This window comes from Vibrio sp. 2-2(8), from assembly GCF_963888495.1.
Lineage (GTDB): Bacteria > Pseudomonadota > Gammaproteobacteria > Enterobacterales > Vibrionaceae > Vibrio > Vibrio anguillarum.
Map to the genome: position 1 here is coordinate 19,242 of NZ_CAWPJM010000002.1, position 17,282 is coordinate 36,523.

The 17,282-nt window shown below is 45.6% G+C and carries 17 protein-coding genes; 15 read left to right on the forward strand and 2 right to left on the reverse strand.

Features of this window, described 5'->3' with window-relative positions:
• Nucleotides 1-410 precede the first annotated feature (410 nt).
• Together aceB and aceA are read left to right on the forward strand one after the other, a co-directional pair.
• Nucleotides 411-2,045, forward strand: coding sequence for a malate synthase A (gene aceB, locus AACV12_RS00775; protein WP_170901257.1), 1,635 nt, complete (start codon nt 411-413; stop codon nt 2,043-2,045).
• Nucleotides 2,046-2,194: 149 nt separating this feature from the next.
• The gene (gene aceA / locus AACV12_RS00780; protein WP_013857509.1) at nt 2,195-3,505 is read left to right on the forward strand and encodes an isocitrate lyase; all 1,311 of its coding nucleotides are present in this window, start codon (nt 2,195-2,197) and stop codon (nt 3,503-3,505) included.
• Between the two features lie 93 nt (nt 3,506-3,598).
• On the opposite strand, the gene AACV12_RS00785 is transcribed toward aceA, so the two are convergent.
• Complete coding sequence (locus AACV12_RS00785) at nt 3,599-4,045, reverse strand: CBS domain-containing protein (RefSeq protein WP_088728656.1); 447 nt, start codon at nt 4,043-4,045, stop codon at nt 3,599-3,601.
• Nucleotides 4,046-4,273: 228 nt separating this feature from the next.
• On the opposite strand from AACV12_RS00785, the gene queA reads away from it, so the two are divergent.
• The 5 genes from queA to secF all read left to right on the forward strand — a co-directional run bounded on the left by queA (nt 4,274) and on the right by secF (nt 9,863).
• The gene (gene queA, locus AACV12_RS00790; RefSeq protein WP_170901259.1) at nt 4,274-5,326 is read left to right on the forward strand and encodes a tRNA preQ1(34) S-adenosylmethionine ribosyltransferase-isomerase QueA; all 1,053 of its coding nucleotides are present in this window, start codon (nt 4,274-4,276) and stop codon (nt 5,324-5,326) included.
• 128 nt (nt 5,327-5,454) lie between these two features.
• A complete protein-coding gene (tgt, locus tag AACV12_RS00795) occupies nt 5,455-6,585 on the forward strand; it encodes a tRNA guanosine(34) transglycosylase Tgt (RefSeq protein ID WP_026027700.1) in 1,131 nt (376 codons plus the stop codon).
• A 107-nt stretch (nt 6,586-6,692) separates the two neighbouring features.
• Nucleotides 6,693-7,025 (forward strand): preprotein translocase subunit YajC, encoded by a 333-nt coding sequence (gene yajC / locus AACV12_RS00800; RefSeq protein WP_013857505.1) that lies wholly within the window; start codon nt 6,693-6,695, stop codon nt 7,023-7,025.
• 19 nt (nt 7,026-7,044) lie between these two features.
• The gene (gene secD, locus AACV12_RS00805; protein WP_017044259.1) at nt 7,045-8,901 is read left to right on the forward strand and encodes a protein translocase subunit SecD; all 1,857 of its coding nucleotides are present in this window, start codon (nt 7,045-7,047) and stop codon (nt 8,899-8,901) included.
• A 14-nt stretch (nt 8,902-8,915) separates the two neighbouring features.
• Nucleotides 8,916-9,863 carry a protein translocase subunit SecF gene (gene secF, locus AACV12_RS00810; RefSeq protein ID WP_013857503.1) on the forward strand — a complete coding sequence of 316 codons (948 nt, stop codon included), beginning with the start codon at nt 8,916-8,918 and terminating at the stop codon, nt 9,861-9,863.
• Between the two features lie 177 nt (nt 9,864-10,040).
• On the opposite strand, the gene suhB is transcribed toward secF, so the two are convergent.
• Nucleotides 10,041-10,844, reverse strand: a complete 804-nt coding sequence (gene suhB, locus AACV12_RS00815; RefSeq protein WP_013857502.1) for an inositol-1-monophosphatase — start codon at nt 10,842-10,844, stop codon at nt 10,041-10,043.
• 177 nt (nt 10,845-11,021) lie between these two features.
• Here suhB and trmJ point away from each other — a divergent pair, with 177 nt between their 5' ends.
• From trmJ to fdx, 8 genes are all read left to right on the forward strand, one after another.
• On the forward strand, nt 11,022-11,750 hold the full coding sequence (gene trmJ / locus AACV12_RS00820; RefSeq protein ID WP_026027699.1) for a tRNA (cytosine(32)/uridine(32)-2'-O)-methyltransferase TrmJ: 729 nt from the start codon (nt 11,022-11,024) through the stop codon (nt 11,748-11,750).
• Nucleotides 11,751-11,865: 115 nt separating this feature from the next.
• The gene (gene iscR / locus AACV12_RS00825) at nt 11,866-12,387 is read left to right on the forward strand and encodes a Fe-S cluster assembly transcriptional regulator IscR (protein WP_026027698.1); all 522 of its coding nucleotides are present in this window, start codon (nt 11,866-11,868) and stop codon (nt 12,385-12,387) included.
• 26 nt (nt 12,388-12,413) lie between these two features.
• A complete protein-coding gene (locus AACV12_RS00830) occupies nt 12,414-13,628 on the forward strand; it encodes an IscS subfamily cysteine desulfurase (protein ID WP_013857499.1) in 1,215 nt (404 codons plus the stop codon).
• Between the two features lie 56 nt (nt 13,629-13,684).
• On the forward strand, nt 13,685-14,068 hold the full coding sequence (gene iscU / locus AACV12_RS00835; RefSeq protein ID WP_010320409.1) for a Fe-S cluster assembly scaffold IscU: 384 nt from the start codon (nt 13,685-13,687) through the stop codon (nt 14,066-14,068).
• A 62-nt stretch (nt 14,069-14,130) separates the two neighbouring features.
• Nucleotides 14,131-14,454 carry an iron-sulfur cluster assembly protein IscA gene (gene iscA / locus AACV12_RS00840; protein WP_010320408.1) on the forward strand — a complete coding sequence of 108 codons (324 nt, stop codon included), beginning with the start codon at nt 14,131-14,133 and terminating at the stop codon, nt 14,452-14,454.
• Between the two features lie 66 nt (nt 14,455-14,520).
• A complete protein-coding gene (gene hscB, locus AACV12_RS00845; protein ID WP_170901261.1) occupies nt 14,521-15,036 on the forward strand; it encodes a co-chaperone HscB in 516 nt (171 codons plus the stop codon).
• Nucleotides 15,037-15,057: 21 nt separating this feature from the next.
• The gene (gene hscA / locus AACV12_RS00850; RefSeq protein WP_088720947.1) at nt 15,058-16,911 is read left to right on the forward strand and encodes a Fe-S protein assembly chaperone HscA; all 1,854 of its coding nucleotides are present in this window, start codon (nt 15,058-15,060) and stop codon (nt 16,909-16,911) included.
• An 11-nt stretch (nt 16,912-16,922) separates the two neighbouring features.
• Nucleotides 16,923-17,261, forward strand: a complete 339-nt coding sequence (gene fdx, locus AACV12_RS00855; RefSeq protein ID WP_010320405.1) for an ISC system 2Fe-2S type ferredoxin — start codon at nt 16,923-16,925, stop codon at nt 17,259-17,261.
• The last annotated feature ends 21 nt before the right edge of the window (nt 17,262-17,282 follow it).

The following is a 17,282-nucleotide window of genomic DNA, read 5'->3' on the forward strand; positions in this document are numbered from 1 at the left end:
CGTTTAAAAAGAAGCCATCTGTCTCGCTCGGTTAGTCGTAAATTCAAGCCTTACTGCGTCTCACATCATTTCGAACGTCTGTTTAAAACTAAAATCTGCCTTTTTGAGTTGTGTAATAAAATAACGTAATAACTTTCATATTTAACAAGGAAATCAAACATAGGTTTGAAACGGGATAAAACTTTGTTTTTAACCTTTCATTAACTTTGTCTCTTTTGCTGAATGATGAGTTGATGTAAGGTTTAATAAGGTTTTGTAAGACTTATGTCTAGCTTGGTTAGGCTTGAAATATTGGATTGACTGAGAGAAAGTGTCGGTAGAGATAAGTCAGTGGATAGCAAAAAATGAGCATTTGAATTTGTGGTTTTTAAATTACAAATGTAGTTGGAATGGTTTTAAGGAAGAACGTTATGTTTGCACAGACCCCAGAAACAGAGTTAGCACTCAGCAAAGAACACCACGAAGCCAAGCTTGAGGTTGTTGGTGCCGTTGGCCCACATCACCAAGCTATTTTCCCTTCAGAAGCCCAAATCTTCTTGTCCACTCTGTGTGCTAAATTTGCAAGCCGTGTCGATTCGCTGCTGGATGCACGAGAAGAGCGACAAACACGTATTGATAACGGAGAACTGCCGGATTTTCTCAAGGATACGCAAGATATTCGCGAAGGTAGCTGGAAAATTCTCGGTATCCCACACGATTTACAAGATCGTCGAGTGGAGATTACGGGGCCAACCGACCGAAAAATGGTGATCAATGCATTGAATGCTAACGTCAAAGTGTTCATGGCCGATTTTGAGGATTCGATGTCACCAGCATGGGATAAAGTGCTGGATGGGCAAGTCAATTTGCGTGATGCCATTAAAGGAACCATTAGCTATACCAATTCTGACAATGGTAAGTGCTACCAGCTTAAAGATAACCCAGCGGTGCTCATTTGTCGGGTACGCGGTCTGCACCTTAAAGAAAAGCATGTTAAATATGCAGGGCAAAGTATTCCGGGTTCGCTGTTTGATTTTGCACTCTACTTTTACAACAACTACAAATCATTGCTTAAAAAAGGCAGTGGCCCTTATTTTTATCTTCCAAAACTTCAGGCCTATCAAGAAGCAAAGTGGTGGAGTGATGTTTTCCATTTTACCGAAGAGTATTTTGGGTTAGAAACTGGCACCATTAAAGCCACCGTATTGATTGAAACCTTACCCGCCGTGTTCGAGATGGACGAAATATTGTTCTCGCTTAAAGAACACATTGTCGGCTTAAATTGTGGCCGCTGGGATTACATTTTCAGTTATATCAAGACATTGAAAAATTATCCGGATCGGGTGCTACCAGATCGCCAAGTTGTCACAATGGAAAAGCCGTTTCTTAACGCCTATTCACGCTTACTGATCTACACCTGCCATAAGCGTGGCGCATTTGCGATGGGCGGTATGGCCGCGTTCATTCCAGCTAAAGATCCCCAAGAAAATCAGTTGGTTCTCGATAAAATTCATCACGATAAATTGCTCGAAGCCAATAATGGTCATGACGGTACTTGGGTTGCCCATCCCGGTTTAGCGGATACGGCAAAAGCGGTCTTTGACCAAGTACTTGGCGAGCGTTGTAACCAATTAGATGTTACGCGTCTGTCTGATGCGCCGATTTATGCCAATGAGCTATTGACCCCGTGTGAAGGGGAACGTACCGAGCATGGCATGCGTCATAATATTCGAGTTGCACTTCAGTACATCGAAGCATGGATCTCCGGCAATGGCTGTGTCCCCATTTATGGGTTGATGGAAGATGCGGCGACCGCAGAGATTTCTCGAGCGTCAATATGGCAATGGATCAAGCATGGAAAAGCCTTGGATAACGGTCAGATTGTTACCAAAGCGCTTTTTGAGCAGTATCTTGCGCAAGAAATTGAAGTCGTGAAACAGGAAATCGGCACGCAGCGATTTGCACAAGGACGCTTTAGCGAAGCGGCACAATTGATGGCTCGCTTAACTACCAGCGATGAGCTGACACATTTTCTCACCGTTCCGGGTTATGACTACCTAGATTGATGAGATTTGAAACCAATAACCAATAACTAATAACCAATAACCAATTACTGACAACCAATAACGTGAAGCTGTTTTCAAAAGCAGAATAGGTCGTACTGCTGAGAAAAGGATGACAGTGCGCTTGCGCATCAAAATAAGAGGGATAGACCATGACATTAACTCGCCGCCAACAAATCGAAGCTCTAGAAAAAGATTGGGCAACCAACCCACGCTGGAAAAATGTAAAGCGTACTTATACTGCTGCTGAAGTGGTTGACCTGCGCGGTTCAATCACTCCAGCCAACACCTTGGCCCAACGTGGCGCTGATAAATTGTGGTCACTGGTTAACGGCAGTGCCAAAAAAGGTTATGTGAACTGTTTGGGTGCATTGACAGGTGGTCAAGCGGTACAACAAGCCAAAGCGGGAATTGAGGCGATTTATCTCTCCGGCTGGCAAGTAGCAGCAGACAACAACACCGCTTCCACCATGTACCCAGACCAATCGCTCTATCCAGTCGATTCTGTTCCATCGGTGGTCAAGCGCATCAACAACTCGTTTCGTCGTGCCGATCAAATTCAGTGGGCGGCCGGAAAATCACCGGAAGATGAAGGTGGTATTGATTACTTCTTACCGATTGTTGCTGATGCTGAAGCCGGTTTTGGTGGCGTACTCAATGCTTACGAGTTGATGAAGTCGATGATTGAAGCAGGGGCGGCCGGTGTGCACTTTGAAGATCAGTTGGCGTCAGTAAAAAAATGCGGACACATGGGCGGCAAGGTTCTGGTTCCGACTCAAGAAGCGGTTCAAAAATTGATTGCGGCACGTTTGGCCGCTGACGTATCAGGGACAACCACTTTGGTCATTGCTCGTACTGATGCAAACGCGGCGGATCTACTGACCTCGGATTGCGACGCATACGATCGTGATTTTATCCAAGGTGAGCGTACTCAAGAAGGTTTCTATCGCGTGAATGCTGGGATTGAGCAAGCGATTTCACGCGGTCTCGCTTACGCGCCGTATGCTGATCTCGTGTGGTGTGAAACCGCTAAGCCTGATTTGGATGAAGCCCGCCAATTTGCCGAAGCAATTCTAGCGCAATACCCAGATCAACTGCTGGCTTATAACTGTTCTCCCTCTTTCAACTGGGAGAAAAACTTGGATGCAGACACCATTGCTCGTTTCCAGCAAGAGTTGTCGGACATGGGGTACAAATATCAATTCATCACCTTAGCGGGCATTCATAACATGTGGTACAACATGTTTGAGTTAGCACATGCTTACGCGCAAGGCGAAGGTATGCGTCATTACGTTGAGAAAGTTCAGCGTCCAGAGTTTGAAGCAGCATCAAGAGGTTATACCTTTGTTGCACACCAACAAGAGGTGGGAACGGGTTACTTTGACCGGATGACCAATACCATCCAAGGTGGCAGCTCTTCCGTGACCGCGTTAACGGGCTCTACCGAAGAAGACCAATTTTAATTAGTTATACTTCCCAATCATTATCTGTGTAACATCTTTGAGCGGCGTAAGCCGCTCTTTTTTATGTGAGGTACTTATATTAGGGAGTGAGCGTTATTCAATATCGACTTCGTCCGGTTCACTCTCTTCTTGTAGCTCAAGTAAGGTAACAGCTACCCCAATAAAGTCCGTGTCAGTAATAATGCCCACTAGTTGGCCTTTATCTACAACGGGTAAGCAGCCTACTTTATGTTTTTGCATGTAGATAGCACTCTCTTTTAACCCCGCTCGCGGGTCAACCGTCATAATTTCAGTATGCATCACCTCATATAACGGCGTTGTCAGTGTATATGATTGATCTTCAGGGATGTTTTTTAAGCTCGACTCTTGCGCGGCAAGAATATCTCGATGAGTAATGATACCGAGTAGTTTTTTGTGTGGATCGATGATAGGGATATGGCGAATATCCAACGCTTCCATAGTGTGCTTAGCATCGGCTAACGTGTGTGTACGCAACAGGGTATGGGGGTTGCGAGTCATCATGTCTTCAATTTTGATCATAACGAGCTCCTTTTTATTATTGACCTGATTCAACTATAGTTTTTTCTGCGCAAAATATCTGAGAGCTCCCGCTATTTTTACTTTGATTGATGCGTAAAGATTGGGTGCCATTTTCATGTTTAATTACATTAAATTTAGATCTGGGTCTGACGAGCGAAGGTGTTTACGTATATACTACGGCGCTTAAAAAAATTACGTCATCCACTCAAAACGAACAAGATAAGAACTATGCAAGTTTCAGACTTTCACTTTGAACTTCCCGATGAGCTGATTGCTCGTTACCCAACGGCTGAACGTACGGCGAGTCGCTTACTGCAATTAGACGGTAACAGCGGTGAACTGGCGGATGGCTCATTTAAAGACGTTCTTGACCGAGTTCAGCCCGGCGATTTATTGGTTTTTAACAATACACGTGTCATCCCGGCTCGCATGTTTGGGCGCAAAGCTTCAGGCGGCAAACTGGAAGTATTGGTCGAACGAATGTTGGATGAACAGACGATTTTAGCTCATGTTCGCTCATCTAAGCCGCCAAAACCGGGCAGTGAGTTGTATTTAGGAGAGCATGACGAATATCATGCACACATGGTGGCTCGCCATGATGCGCTGTTCGAGATTCATTTTACAGCGTCAAGGACGGTACTGGAGATCTTAAACGAGATTGGCCATATGCCGTTGCCGCCTTACATTGACCGCCCTGATGAAGATGCTGATAAAGAGCGTTATCAAACCGTATACAACCAAAAACCGGGAGCTGTCGCTGCACCGACCGCCGGTTTGCATTTCGATGAGGCTCTGCTTGAGCAAATCAAAGCGAAAGGCGTCGAATTTGCTTACGTAACTTTGCATGTTGGCGCTGGAACCTTCCAGCCAGTACGAGTCGACAATATTCACGATCACCATATGCATGCAGAATATGTTGAAGTGCCACAAGAGGTAGTCGATGCCGTCAACGCGACGAAAGCGCGTGGTGGCCGAGTGATCGCTGTTGGAACTACGTCGGTGCGCTCACTGGAAAGTGCCGCGCAAGATGCGCTTAAAAAGGGCACTGAGCTGGTTCCTTTTTTCGGTGACACTGAAATTTTCATCTTCCCTGGTTATGAGTATCAGTTGGTGGATTGCTTAATCACTAACTTCCACTTACCAGAGTCGACACTGATTATGCTCGTCAGCGCTTTTGCAGGTTATGAGCATACTATGGCCGCGTACGCGCATGCCGTGAAACATCAATATCGTTTCTTTAGTTATGGTGATGCGATGTTTATCACCAAGAACACCAATTAACGAGTGCTAGCATTACGCTAGGAGAAGAAGCTCCGCTTCGTTTTTCGCTAGGAATTGGCGACCGCTCTAGAGGGGTGCTTGCACCTAATCATGATACGTCAGACTGTTTCTCTGACATTGGAGGCTTCGTGAAGTTAACATACGAACTTAAAAAGAAAAACGGAAATGCTCGCCGTGGGCAATTAACCTTTGAACGTGGCACTGTGCAAACACCGGCATTCATGCCTGTAGGTACTTACGGCACAGTAAAAGGCATGACACCGGAAGAAGTAAAAGAGACGGGCGCAGAAATTTTGCTCGGTAATACTTTTCACCTGTGGCTGCGCCCTGGCCAAGAAGTGATGAAAATGCACGGCGACTTGCATGATTTTATGAATTGGCAAGGCCCGATCCTCACCGATTCAGGTGGTTTCCAAGTGTTTAGCTTGGGTGATATTCGCAAAATCACAGAAGAAGGGGTGCATTTTCGTAACCCAGTCAATGGTGACAAGATTTTCATGGACGCAGAAAAGTCGATGGAAATTCAAAAAGATCTGGGCTCTGACATTGTGATGATTTTCGATGAGTGTACGCCGTACCCTGCGACGCACGACGAAGCGAAAAAATCAATGGAGATGTCTTTACGTTGGGCGCAGCGTTCACGTGACCATTTCGACAAATTAGAGAACACCAACTCGCTATTTGGTATCGTGCAAGGCAGTGTTTACGAAGATTTGCGTGATGTTTCCGTGAAAGGTTTAACTGAGATCGGATTTGATGGCTACGCGGTTGGTGGCTTAGCGGTGGGTGAACCTAAAGAAGACATGCACCGTGTACTTGAGCACACCTGTCCACAATTGCCAGAAGACAAACCACGCTACCTGATGGGTGTCGGTAAACCTGAAGACTTAGTGGAAGGGGTACGTCGCGGTATCGATATGTTTGACTGTGTGATGCCAACGCGAAATGCACGTAATGGCCATCTATTTGTGACGGGTGGTGTGATCAAGATCCGTAATGCAGTACATAAAACCGATACAACTGCGCTGGATCCGCATTGTGACTGTTACACTTGCAAAAATTATTCGAAGTCGTATTTACACCATCTGGATCGTTGTAACGAAATTCTGGGTGCGCGTTTAAATACTATTCATAACTTACGTTATTACCAACGCCTGATGGCAAGCATTCGTTTAGCGATTGAAGAAGATCGTTTCGACGCGTTTGTTGAGGAGTTTTATGCTCGTCGCAATCGTGAAGTTCCACCAATGGGCCAATAACGGTTTTGCTGCGTTTTGCTTGATTTGTGAAGTGATAAACTTGAAATTAAGCCAACGCAGCCCAATTAGAATTACATTACACAACAATATTTTAGAGGACGTTTTCAATGAGTTTAATTTCTGTAGCACACGCAGCAGGTGAAGGTGCATCACAAGGTGGCGGTTATGAAATGCTGATCATGCTTGGTATGTTTGCGGTTATTTTCTACTTCATGATTTACCGCCCACAAGCCAAACGTGTTAAAGAGCATAAAAGTTTGATGGCCGCCATGACTAAAGGTGATGAAGTGTTAACCAGTGGCGGTTTAGTGGGTAAAATCACTAAAATCGCAGAAGACAGCGATTACATCTCTATCGAACTGAATGTGAACAATGAAATTGTGATCAAAAAAGATTTCATTACAGCGGTGCTACCAAAAGGTACGCTTAAGTCTTTATAACAGCTAAAGGATCCTTGCTGTGCTAAACCGTTATCCGTTATGGAAGTATTTGTTAGTGGTGTTCGCCATCACTCTCTCTGCTTTATATGCACTTCCAAATATTTACGGTGAAGATCCGGCAATTCAAATTACAGGGGCGCGTGGCGCCTCTGTTGATATGTCAACGCTGGATGCTGTCACCAAAGCTCTTGATAAAGAGAGCCTTTCTCATAAATCCATTGCTCTAGAGAATGGATCAATTCTTGTTCGATTTAACGATACCGATACTCAAATCAGTGCGCGTGATGTGGTGAGTGAAGCGTTAGGCAAAGATACAATTGTTGCACTTAACCTTGCTCCTTCAACGCCTTCTTGGTTGGAATCGATTGGCGCGGCACCGATGAAGCTTGGCCTTGATCTGCGTGGTGGTGTTCACTTCTTAATGGAAGTGGATATGGATGCCGCAATGGAAAAATTGATTGGCCAGCAAGAAGAAGCGTTTCGCAGCGAACTGCGTGATGACAAAATTCGCTACCGCGCCATTCGCTCAGTGGGCAACGACCGAGTGGAAGTCACTTTGCGTGACGATGAGCAATTAGAGCAAGCACAGCAAGCATTAACGTCGAAACATCCTGATATGACTTTTACTACGTCTAAGGCTGACGGTCGATTTGCGCTGATTGCTCAATTTACTGAGCAGCGTTTGCAGGAAGTTCGAAATTACGCCGTTGAGCAGAACATCACGATTTTGCGTAACCGTGTTAACGAATTAGGGGTCGCTGAACCCTTAGTGCAGCGTCAAGGTGCCAGCCGCATTGTGGTTGAGTTACCGGGGGTTCAAGATACCGCTCGTGCTAAAGAGATTCTTGGCGCAACCGCGACTCTTGAGTTTCGTGAAGTTGATGACAAGGCTGATTTAGCCGCCGCGGCTTCTGGTCGTGCTCCTGCTGGGAGTGAAATCAAATCTGATCGTAATGGTCGCCCGGTTGTCTTGAAAAAACGCGTGATTCTAGGTGGTCAAAGTATCACGGATGCCAGCTCTAGCATGGATGAATATGGTCGCCCGCAAGTGAACATTTCGTTAGATAGCGAAGGCGGAAATAAGATGTCGGCGTTCTCTAAAAAGAACATTGGCAAGCTTATGGCAACGGTATTTGCAGAGTACAAAGACAGCGGCCGTCGGACACCTGATGGCAAAGTGATTCTGGATAAGCATGAAGAAGTGATCAACCAAGCAACGATTCAGTCGGCTCTTGGGCGTAACTTCCGTATCACGGGAATTGATTCTGCTGCAGAAGCTCAAAACCTTGCACTTTTACTGCGTGCAGGTGCGTTAATTGCGCCAATCTCTATTGTTGAAGAGCGTACCATTGGTCCATCAATGGGGCAGCAAAATATCGATATGGGCATTCAAGCCTGCATCTGGGGTATGGTTGCGGTGATGCTCTTTACGCTGCTTTACTACCGTGGTTTTGGCTTGATTGCCAATATTGCATTGATGGCGAACCTTGTGCTCATTATTGGTGTGATGTCGATGATCCCAGGGGCGACAATGACCTTGCCGGGTATTGCGGGCATCGTATTGACGGTTGGTATGGCCGTGGATGCTAACGTTCTGATCTTCGAGCGTATTCGTGAAGAGCTCCGTGATGGACGAAACCCACAACAAGCTATCCACCAAGGCTATGCTAACGCGTTCAGTACCATTGCTGATGCCAACATCACTACGTTGATTACGGCAATCATTCTATTTGCTGTGGGTACTGGAGCCATCAAAGGGTTTGCCGTCACACTTTCTATCGGTATTTTAACCTCAATGTTTACCGCTATTATCGGGACTCGCTGTATTGTGAACCTGTTATATGGTGGTAAACGCATTAAAAAATTGTCGATCTAAGGCTAGGAATTACTATGTTTCAGATTCTAAAAGCAGATAAAACGATCGACTTTATGCGTTGGTCTAAATTTGCGTTTTTATTCTCTCTGTTAATGATTGGTGCGTCTATTTTCACTTTATCAACCAAGTGGTTGAACTGGGGACTGGACTTCACCGGCGGGACTTTGATTGAAGTTGGGTTTGAACACCCAGCTAATCTTGAAGATATCCGCAGTGCTTTGGAAGCGAAAGGGTTTGGCGATGCGACGGTGCAGAATTTCGGTTCCGCGCGCGAAGTGATGGTTCGCCTTCGTCCACGAGCTGACATGGTTGGCGAGACGTTAGGCAATCAAATTCTTTCTGCTATTAAAGAGGGGACAGGAAAAAGTGTCGAGATGCGCCGCATTGAGTTCGTTGGCCCGAATGTGGGCGATGAATTAGCTGAAGCCGGAGGCTTAGCGATTTTGGCTTCGCTCATCTGTATTTTGCTTTATGTCTCTGTTCGTTTTGAATGGCGGCTCGCTGCGGGCGCGGTGATGTCACTGGCACACGATGTGATCATCACGCTTGGCATCTTCTCTATCATGCAAATTGAGGTTGATTTAACGATTGTTGCCGCTTTGCTGACCGTTGTCGGTTACTCGCTCAACGATACGATTGTGGTATTTGACCGTATCCGTGAAAACTTCCGTAAATTGCGTAAAGGTGATTCAGCCGAGATCATGAACAGCTCAATTACCCAAACCTTGAGCCGGACTTTGATTACATCGGGAACCACCTTGCTGGTGGTGATCGCACTCTTTGTGCAAGGTGGGGCGAACATACATGGTTTTGCCACCGCTTTACTGCTCGGTATCACCGTGGGTACTTATTCATCTATCTATGTCGCATCAGCGTTGGCATTGAAATTAGGAATTACCCGTGAGCACCTACTTCCACCTCAAGTGGAAAAAGAGGGTGCGGAGTTCGACGAACTTCCTTAGCAGCCTGAAAGTTTCTTAAATAGCCAAAGCCGCAGAATATTCTGCGGCTTTTTTCTACCCCATCCCACACCGCGGTCACTCTAAGTAGCAAAGTATAAAACGAAACTAAAAAAGCCTCGTATATTGCTATACGAGGCTTGAATCAATTTTGACGGTGTTGATGGTATTTAGTGCAACCTATTTAAGAATAGCGCTGTTACCGTTATCACGAATGTGTTTCAGAATCGCTTTAACACCACGGGCACTTGAACCTACAATGTTGCCCGATTTCATGTATTCAGTACCGCCAGAGAAATCGGTAAGAATAACGCCTGCTTCACGAGCGATCAGCTCGCCAGCGGCTAAATTCCAAGGTCTTAAACCCAGTTCAAAGTAACCATCGACACGGTTTGAAGCCAGGTAACATAAATCAAGCGCAGGAGAACCAGTACGACGGAAATCAGCACATTCAACAAACAGTGCAGACATGATTTTCATGAAAGATTCGGCATGTTGCTTTTGTTTGTATGGGAAACCAGTAGCGAGAATAGTGCCTTGAAGATCTTTTAACTGTTTAACACGAAGGCGTGAGTTGTTTAATTGCGCACCAGCACCACGTTGAGCGGTAAACAGCTCATTGCGCATTGGGTCATAAACACAAGCAACTTCTGTTTTGCCTTTAATGCGAACCGCGATGGAAACGGCGAAGTGGGGTAAACCTTTGACGAAGTTTGTTGTGCCATCCAGTGGGTCGATGATCCATTGAACGTCCTTATCTTTACCGTCGATAAGCCCGTTTTCTTCAGCAACGATACTGTGTTCTGGGTAAGAACTTTTGATTGTATCGATGATCATAGTTTCTGCTTCTTTGTCTACGTTAGTAACAAAGTCATTAGTCCCTTTCTGAGTTGTTTCGATTTTCTCAGTATTTTCTAGTGATTTAGCAATATGGTTACCAGCTTTTCGCGCAGCGCGAATAGCAATGTTTAGCATTGGATGCATACAGTTTTCCCAACGGATGTTAAAGAACGAAAAAGCGGGCAGCAGTATAACAAAGTTTTATTAAAAAGGAAGTGGCTATTTTTTGCTCGGTTGTTCATGTGTAGCTAAAGGACCTGACCATTTTAGTCAGGTTTATGTTAGTATTCTGTCGTTTAAAATAGAGTGGCGTACAACGTAATGCTAGACAATGTAAAAATCATTTTAGTAGGGACATCTCATTCAGGAAATATTGGTTCTGCTGCCCGAGCGATGAAGGTCATGGGCCTAAGTAAAATGATTTTGGTTTCGCCTCAATGCGAGGTAGACGCTCAAGCGATCGCTCTAGCTGCTGGAGCAAGCGACATTGCTTTAAATGCGGAGGTCGTGGATACGCTAGAGCAGGCTGTCGCAGATTGTGGCCTGGTGGTTGGGTCAAGTGCACGCTCACGAACTTTAGAATGGCCAATGCTTGAACCACGTGAATGTGGTGAAAAATTGGCGCAAGAAGGGCAGCAATACCCGGTTGCTTTAGTGTTTGGCCGAGAAAAAACCGGGCTGACCAACGATGAACTGCAAAAATGCCATTTTCATGTATGCATTCCGGCTAATCCTGAATACAGTTCGTTAAACCTTGCTATGGCCGTACAAACATTGAGTTATGAGGTGCGTGTTGCCTATCTAAATAATGAAAAAAAAGGTTATCAAGCCCAGCCAGAAGAAGCGTATCCTCTGCATCACGAATTAGAAATGTTCTATCAGCATCTTGAAAAGGTAATGATACAGACACAGTTTATTTCAAAGGAACAGCCGGGACAGATCATGAATAAACTCCGTCGGCTATTTTCTCGTTCGCGTCCAGAGTCTCAAGAAATCAATATATTACGTGGTGTGTTGACCTCAATTGAGAAGCATCGCAGCAATCAATAATTATCCATATTAATAATAGGGTTAAATACTTGACTAAATTAGTCAAATAAATACTTGACCTATTTAGTCAGGTATGGAAAAATTCCAACCACATAATCAATGTGGATACGGTGATATGAGACTTACATCTAAAGGAAGATATGCGGTTACAGCCATGTTAGATGTGGCTCTGCATTCGCAACAAACCCCAGTGCCACTGGCGGATATTTCCGAACGGCAAGGCATTTCGCTCTCTTACCTTGAGCAGCTGTTTTCTAAACTGCGTAAAGCGGGGCTAGTTGCTAGTGTACGTGGTCCAGGTGGTGGATACCGCTTAGGTGCAGATGCCTGCTCAATTTCGATTGGTACTGTGATTGCCGCTGTTGATGAATCAGTTGATGCAACAAAATGTAATGGAAGAGCCGACTGCCAAGGTGGTACTCGCTGCTTAACACATACGTTATGGCGAGATCTTAGCTCTCGCATTAGTGACTTTCTGAACAACATTACTCTTGGCGAGTTAATGATTGATAATGAAGTACTAGAAATTTCTGACCGCCAAGGCTTGGGCCTGACGGTGAACCACGGGTTAACCAATAAAAATACCAATACCGTGATTATCGGCTCGGTGCCCGTAGGTCTTAATGCCCGCTCATAGCGGCAATGTTTACATTGGAGTAGAAAATGAAACTGCCTATTTATTTTGACTATTCAGCTACCTGTCCAGTTGACCCTCGCGTGGCTGAAAAGATGGTTCAGTACATGACGATGGATGGTGTTTTTGGTAATCCAGCATCGCGATCGCACCGTTATGGCTGGCAGGCAGAAGAAGCCGTAGACACTGCGCGTGAGCAAATTGCTGAACTGCTTAATGCTGATCCTCGCGAAATCGTATTCACGTCCGGTGCGACAGAGTCAGATAACCTCGCGATCAAAGGTGTGGCGCATTTCTATGCAAAGCAAGGTAAGCATATCATTACCTGTAAAACCGAGCATAAAGCGGTGCTTGATCCATGTCGTCAGCTTGAGCGTGAAGGTTATGAAGTGACCTATCTTGAGCCAGAATCGAATGGCTTGATTGATCTAAAAAAATTAGAAGCGGCAATGCGTGATGACACAATTTTGGTGTCGATCATGCACGTGAACAATGAAATTGGCGTAATTCAGGACATCATGGCGATCGGTGAGCTTTGCCGTGAACGCAAGATAATTTTCCACGTAGATGCAGCGCAATCTGCCGGTAAAATTCCCCTTGATGTGCAAGAAATGAAAGTGGATCTTATCTCCCTTTCTGCGCATAAAGCGTATGGACCTAAAGGGATTGGCGCATTATATGTTCGCCGTAAACCTCGTATCCGTCTTGAAGCACAAATGCACGGTGGCGGCCATGAACGTGGTTTCCGTTCAGGCACATTACCAACGCACCAAATCGTAGGTATGGGTGAAGCATTCCGCATTGCTAAGCAAGACATGCAAAAAGATTTTGACCACGCAAAAGCATTGCGTGATCGTCTACTCGCTGGTGTACAAGACATGGAAGCCGTGAGTGTGAATGGCGATTTAGATCAGCGTGTTCCGCACAACCTGAATATTAGTTTTGCCTTTGTTGAAGGCGAATCGCTACTGATGTCTTTAAAAGACTTAGCGGTATCATCAGGTAGTGCTTGTACGTCGGCCAGCTTAGAGCCGTCATATGTACTGCGTGCGCTTGGTTTGAACGATGAAATGGCGCACAGCTCGATTCGTTTCTCATTTGGCCGTTTTACGACCGAAGAAGAAGTGGACTACGCCGTTGAACAAATCCGCGTAGCCGTAAGCAAATTACGTGACATGTCTCCTCTATGGGATATGTATCAAGAGGGTGTGGATTTAAACACCGTTGAATGGGCGCATCACTAGTCCTTTAAAAGGCACTGGTTTATTCCCAAGGAAATAGAGGATTAGAGGTAACTATCATGGCATACAGCGAAAAAGTAATTGATCACTATGAAAACCCACGTAATGTTGGCTCTTTTGATAAAGAAGATCCAACCATTGGTAGTGGTATGGTTGGCGCTCCAGCTTGTGGCGACGTAATGAAGCTACAAATTAAAGTGACGCCAGAAGGCATCATTGAAGATGCAAAATTTAAAACCTACGGTTGTGGTAGCGCGATTGCTTCGAGCTCACTGGTTACTGAATGGGTGAAAGGCAAGAGCATTGACGAAGCGGCAGCGATTAAGAACTCTGAAATCGCGGAAGAGCTAGAGCTTCCACCAGTGAAAGTTCACTGTTCGATTTTGGCGGAAGATGCGATCAAAGCTGCCGTTGCCGATTATAAAAAGAAACACCAACAATAATATTAAGGGAGTGAATGATGGTTCACTCCCATAAGTTCAAACTAAGAATCTAAGGTTGTAGTATGGCCATTACCTTAACTGAAACAGCAGCGCATCGCGTTCGAGCATTCCTAGATAACCGAGGCAAAGGCGTAGGTTTACGTCTTGGAGTGAAAACAACAGGCTGCTCGGGTATGGCTTACGTGCTTGAATTCGTTGATGACGTTAACGAAGAAGACGAAGTGTTTGAAGATCATGGTGTCAAAGTGATTATCGATTCGAAAAGCCTCGTCTATCTTGATGGCACACAGCTTGACTATGTCAAAGAAGGGCTAAACGAAGGTTTTGAGTTCAACAACCCGAATGCAAAAAGCGAATGTGGTTGTGGTGAAAGCTTCAACGTGTAACGGATTGGCTTTCGGCGTGACTAGGCTCACTTGAGCCTAGTGTCGAGCACTAGGAGCAATGTGTTAATGAACTATTTTGAATTATTTGGGCTACCAAGTCAGTTTGCACTGGATGGTAGCCTTCTTTCTTCTCAGTTTCGTGCGCTGCAAAAACAGTTTCATCCCGACAACTTTGCCACTGCGTCTGAGCGAGATCGCCTGCTTGCTGTGCAAAACGCCTCACAAATCAATGATGCTTATCAAACATTAAAATCGCCGATCAGTCGCGCAGAATACTTGTTGCTTGAACAAGGCATAGAGTTACGCGCAGAACACCAAACCATGCAAGATCCGCTGTTTTTAATGGAGCAAATGGAGCTGCGAGAAGAGCTTGAAGCCATCGCCTCACAGTCTGATGTTGAAAGTGCGTTATTCGATTTTGAAAACAGAGTTAGCAAGATGTATAAACAGCATCTTACCTTGGTTGAGCAACAACTTAATCAGGCTCAATGGAACCTTGCGGCTGATACGGTTCGCAAGCTTAAATTTATTGCCAAGCTCAAAAATGAAATAGAAAGAGTCGAAGAACAGTTACTCGGCTAGTTCGATAATAAGGACCAACCCATGGCATTACTTCAAATTGCAGAACCCGGTCAAAGCTCTGCGCCGCATCAGCATAAACTCGCAGCGGGTATCGACTTGGGGACAACCAACTCATTAGTCGCATCGGTTCGAAGCGGTAATGCGACGACGCTTGCTGATGAACAAGGACGCTCGATCCTCCCTTCGGTGGTCCACTATTCGGCTCAAGAGCGTTGCGTAGGCTTTGATGCCAGAGCACACGCGCAAGTTGATCCTGCTAATACCATCATTTCTGTGAAGCGTTTGATCGGCCGTTCACTGGCTGACATTCAGGCGCGTTATCCCACATTGCCTTATCGCTTCAAAGCCAGTGACAACGGTTTGCCTATTTTGCAAACGGCTCAAGGTGATAAGAACCCGATTCAAGTTTCCGCCGATATTCTTCAATCTCTTGCTCAGCGTGCCGAAGAGTCGTTGGGTGGTGAATTAGCGGGCGTGGTGATTACCGTACCTGCTTACTTTGATGATGCGCAACGCGTGGGCACCAAAGATGCTGCTCAACTTGCCGGCTTGCACGTACTGCGTTTACTCAATGAACCTACCGCCGCAGCGATTGCCTATGGCTTAGACTCAGCGCAAGAAGGTGTGATTGCGGTTTATGATTTAGGTGGCGGTACGTTTGATATCTCTATTTTACGCCTGTCGAAAGGCGTGTTTGAGGTACTCGCGACTGGTGGCGATTCCGCGCTCGGTGGTGATGATTTTGACCATTTGATTGCTGACCATTTTTTGAGCCAAATCGGCTTAGCTGAACCGCTCAGTGCAGAGCAGCAACGAGCATTGCTTGATGCGGCCACCGAAGCGAAAATTGCCTTATCTGATACTGATAGTGTCGAGGTTTCTGTGCTGGGTTGGCAAGGGCGTTTAACTCGCGATGAGTTTAACCAACTCATCACGCCACTAGTAAAAAAAACCTTACTATCGTGTCGTCGAGCACTCAAAGATGCCGAGATTACTGCAGATGAAGTGTTGGAAGTGGTGATGGTCGGCGGTTCAACTCGTACGCCACTGGTTCGAGATTTAGTTGGTGAATTTTTTGGTCGCACACCACTAACTAGCATCAACCCTGATGAAGTTGTCGCGATTGGTGCAGCAATTCAAGCCGACATTTTGGTGGGTAATAAACCCGATTCAGAAATGTTACTGCTGGATGTAATTCCCCTATCGCTGGGTATTGAAACCATGGGTGGCTTAGTGGAAAAAATCATCCCACGTAACACCACCATTCCTGTTGCGAAAGCTCAAGAATTCACCACCTTCAAAGATGGTCAAACAGCCATGAGCATCCATACGGTGCAGGGCGAACGTGAGATGGTAGACGATTGCCGCTCATTGGCTCGTTTTTCACTAAAAGGTATTCCACCAATGACGGCGGGTGCCGCGCATATCCGCGTAACTTATCAAGTTGATGCAGATGGTTTACTCTCCGTGACAGCGATGGAAAAAAGTACGGGAGTTCAGGCGGAAATTCAAGTTAAGCCCTCGTATGGACTGAGTGATAATGAAGTAGCAAATATGCTGCGAGATTCGATGACGTTTGCCAAACAAGATATGCAGACTCGCGCTCTGGCAGAGCAACGTGTAGAAGCCGATCGCGTTATCGAAGGTTTGATCTCTGCCTTACAGGCCGATGGTGATGAATTGTTATCTGAGTCAGAAAAGCAGATCCTTCTGAATGCGATAGAAGATTTAATTGTGCTGCGTAATGGTGATAGCGCCGATGCCATCGAGCAAGGAATTAAAGAGACAGACAAAGCCAGCCAAGATTTTGCTTCACGCCGTATGGATAAATCCATTCGCAGTGCACTTGCTGGTCAATCGGTAGATGATATTTAAAGAGAAAAATTATGCCTAAGATTATTGTGTTACCTCACCAAGAGCTTTGTCCTGAAGGTGCCGTTCTGGAAGCGCAAGCAGGAGAAACCGTACTGGATGTGGCGCTGAAAAATGGTATCGCTATTGAACATGCGTGTGAAAAATCCTGCGCATGCACGACTTGCCATATTATCGTTCGCGAAGGGTTTGACTCACTTGATGAGAGTGATGAGTTGGAAGATGACATGCTTGATAAAGCGTGGGGTCTTGAACCTGAATCTCGCCTTGGCTGCCAAGCTAGAGTCGCTAACGAAGATTTAGTGGTTGAAATTCCAAAGTACACACTCAATCTGGCTTCTGAAGATCATTAATCCTATTGAGCGTATTAACGC

Bases quoted from the DNA above. Each gene is read 5' to 3' on its own strand.
- aceB (WP_170901257.1), top strand. From the start codon at position 411: ATGTTTGCACAGACCCCAGAAACAGAGTTAGCACTCAGCAAAGAACAC.
- aceA (WP_013857509.1), top strand. From the start codon at position 2,195: ATGACATTAACTCGCCGCCAACAAATCGAAGCTCTAGAAAAAGATTGG.
- AACV12_RS00785 (WP_088728656.1), bottom strand. From the start codon at position 4,045: ATGATCAAAATTGAAGACATGATGACTCGCAACCCCCATACCCTGTTG.
- queA (WP_170901259.1), top strand. From the start codon at position 4,274: ATGCAAGTTTCAGACTTTCACTTTGAACTTCCCGATGAGCTGATTGCT.
- yajC (WP_013857505.1), top strand. From the start codon at position 6,693: ATGAGTTTAATTTCTGTAGCACACGCAGCAGGTGAAGGTGCATCACAA.
- secF (WP_013857503.1), top strand. From the start codon at position 8,916: ATGTTTCAGATTCTAAAAGCAGATAAAACGATCGACTTTATGCGTTGG.
- suhB (WP_013857502.1), bottom strand. From the start codon at position 10,844: ATGCATCCAATGCTAAACATTGCTATTCGCGCTGCGCGAAAAGCTGGT.
- trmJ (WP_026027699.1), top strand. From the start codon at position 11,022: ATGCTAGACAATGTAAAAATCATTTTAGTAGGGACATCTCATTCAGGA.
- iscR (WP_026027698.1), top strand. From the start codon at position 11,866: ATGAGACTTACATCTAAAGGAAGATATGCGGTTACAGCCATGTTAGAT.
- AACV12_RS00830 (WP_013857499.1), top strand. From the start codon at position 12,414: ATGAAACTGCCTATTTATTTTGACTATTCAGCTACCTGTCCAGTTGAC.
- iscU (WP_010320409.1), top strand. From the start codon at position 13,685: ATGGCATACAGCGAAAAAGTAATTGATCACTATGAAAACCCACGTAAT.
- iscA (WP_010320408.1), top strand. From the start codon at position 14,131: ATGGCCATTACCTTAACTGAAACAGCAGCGCATCGCGTTCGAGCATTC.
- hscB (WP_170901261.1), top strand. From the start codon at position 14,521: ATGAACTATTTTGAATTATTTGGGCTACCAAGTCAGTTTGCACTGGAT.
- hscA (WP_088720947.1), top strand. From the start codon at position 15,058: ATGGCATTACTTCAAATTGCAGAACCCGGTCAAAGCTCTGCGCCGCAT.
- fdx (WP_010320405.1), top strand. From the start codon at position 16,923: ATGCCTAAGATTATTGTGTTACCTCACCAAGAGCTTTGTCCTGAAGGT.